The sequence below is a fragment of the Elioraea rosea genome, assembly GCF_007644105.1.
In the GTDB taxonomy this organism is placed as follows: Bacteria; Pseudomonadota; Alphaproteobacteria; order Acetobacterales; family Acetobacteraceae; genus Elioraea_A; species Elioraea_A rosea.
Genome location: NZ_VFAC01000085.1, coordinates 1 through 2,155 on the forward strand (window position 1 = coordinate 1; position 2,155 = coordinate 2,155).

The following is a 2,155-nucleotide window of genomic DNA, read 5'->3' on the forward strand; positions in this document are numbered from 1 at the left end:
GGCGGCGGGTGTCGGCGGGCGCGCGGGCCGCCTCGATCGCGGCGCGCGGCCGTTCCGCTGCCTCGCGGGCGGCATCCTCGGCCGCGCGGCCGCGCGCGTCGGCAACGATCTGCGTCTGGTCCGCCCGCGTCAGCGCCTCGGCGAGCTGCTGCTCGAGCCTCTGCGCGCGCGCGGCGGCAGCCTCGGAGCGGAGCTGTGCTTCGGCAAGCTGGGCGGCGATGCGCTCGCGCTCGCTGCGCGCGGTGTCGCGCTCCGCCCCGGCGCGCTCGCGCTCCGCGCTCAGCGTCGTCACCTGGCGGTTCAGCGTGTCACGGGCTGCCGTCATGGCCTGGAGGTCGGTCGACAGCCGCGCCACCGAAAGCCGGAGCTCCTCAGCCGACCCGCGCTCGAGCGCCAGGAGGTCCGACAGTTCGGCGACCTGGCGGTTCAGCCGCGCGAGCGCCTGGTCGCGCCCGGAGAGCGAGACGGAGAGGAAGGCCTGCGACAGCACGAACACCAGCAGCACGAAGATGATGACCATCAGCAGCGTCGACAGCGCGTCGACATAGCCGGGCCATGGCTCGTAGGCGGTGCGCGAGCGGCGCAGCCCCGCCATCAGCGCGCCTCCGTGCCGGCGCCGCTCATCGCTGGTCGTTCTCCGCGAGCGCAGCGATTGTGCGGGCGAGAAGCTTGATCTCGGAGCGGATCTCGCCCGAGACCTGGTTGCGGCCCTGGATCATCTCCTCGAGAAGCCGCGCCATGTAGAGCTCGAGGTTGCGGATATGCGCGCGCGTGGCGTCGTCGATCGCCCCGGTGCTCTGCGCATCCGCGAGCCGCGACAGAACCGGCCGAAGCTCCTGCTGCCCCTCGGCCATGCGGAGAAGAAGCTGCTGCGAGGCGCGCATCTGGTCGGTCAGCTGGCCGAGCCGCTCGGTCAGGCCGATGACGGCCTGGTTCGCCGCCATGCGCCCTTCCTCGCCGCGGGCGAGCGTGCGCTGAAGCCCTTCGAGGTTCTCAGCCGTCTGCTCGAGCAGCGCCTGGACATAGACCGGGACCGAGCCTTCGCCCTCCATGCCGATGGCGCCGGAGGAGAGGCGTGTGGCCTGCGCGAGCCACTCCTCGAGGTCCATGTAGAAGCGGTTCTGCGCCTGGCCGGCATTGAGGTCGAGGAAGCCGAGCACGAGCGAGGAGGCGAGGCCGAACAGCGAGGCGGAGAAGGCCGTGCCCATGCCGCGCAGCGGCGCCTCGAGCCCCGATTTCAGCTGGTTGAACAGGGTCGGTAGGTCCCCCGAGCCGACCGACATGCCGCCGATCACGTCGGCGATCGCGGCGATCGTCTGCAACAAGCCCCAGAAGGTGCCGAGCAGGCCGAGGAAGATCAGCAGGCCCACGGTGTAGCGGCTGATCTCGCGCGTCTCGTCGAGCCGGCTTTGGATGCCGTCGAGCAAGCTGCGCATCGCGGTGGCAGAGAGGGTGAAGCGGTCGCGCTTCTCGGTGATCATCGAGGCCATAGGCGCGAGCAGGCGTGGCTGGCCGAGCCCGGCGAGGCCGGGCTTGTTGCGCCGGAAGGTCTCGAGCCACTCCACCTCGCGCTCGAGCGAAGCGACGTTGCGGAAGGTGTAGATCACGCCCGCGAGCAGCACGCCGAGGATCAGCCCGTTCAGCACGGGGGTGGCGACGAAGGCGTCGATCAGCTCCCTGTGCAGGATGGCGGCGACGGCGAGGACCACCGCGACAAAGGCGAGCATGCGCAGGATGAACTTGCGCGGACGTGTGATCATCGCGGTGATCCTGCGAGGATGTCGACCCGATCCGCCGGCCCGTCGCCGGAGGCGAGGCCGAGCGCGCGGACATCGATGCGTGTCGAGCGGATGCCGCCCTCCATCAGGGCGGTGCGGACGGCGAGCGCGCGGGAGAGCGACGTGCGCCGCGCCCGCGAGGGGTCGGAGGCGTCGCCTCCTGCGAAGGCGTTGACGGTCACGCGCACCTGCTCGTCATCGGGCAGCGAGGAGGCGAAGGCGAGCACGCGCTGGCGCGCCGCGTCGTTCAACTCGGTCTCCACGCCGGTGAAGCCGAGGCGCAGCGCCCCCGGCGCTGCGGGCTGCGCCGCCTGGGTCGCAGCCGGCGGCGCAGGGGCGGGAGCCGGGGCGGCAGGCGTCGCGGTGGCCGGCGGTGA

Annotated in this window: 2 protein-coding genes and 1 pseudogene; all 3 read right to left on the reverse strand. The window is 72.1% G+C overall.

Going from position 1 to position 2,155, the window contains the following annotated elements:
• Positions 1 to 595 (reverse strand): annotated as a pseudogene (locus FIF60_RS21380) (peptidoglycan -binding protein); the annotation flags it as partial.
• Between the two features lie 25 nt (positions 596 to 620).
• A complete protein-coding gene (locus FIF60_RS21385; RefSeq protein WP_456305165.1) occupies positions 621 to 1,757 on the reverse strand; it encodes a flagellar motor protein MotA in 1,137 nt (378 codons plus the stop codon).
• Positions 1,757 to 2,155: OmpA family protein (locus FIF60_RS21390; RefSeq protein ID WP_144300311.1), on the reverse strand; the 399-nt coding region annotated here is incomplete at its 5' end. The genes FIF60_RS21390 and FIF60_RS21385, both read right to left, overlap by 1 nt.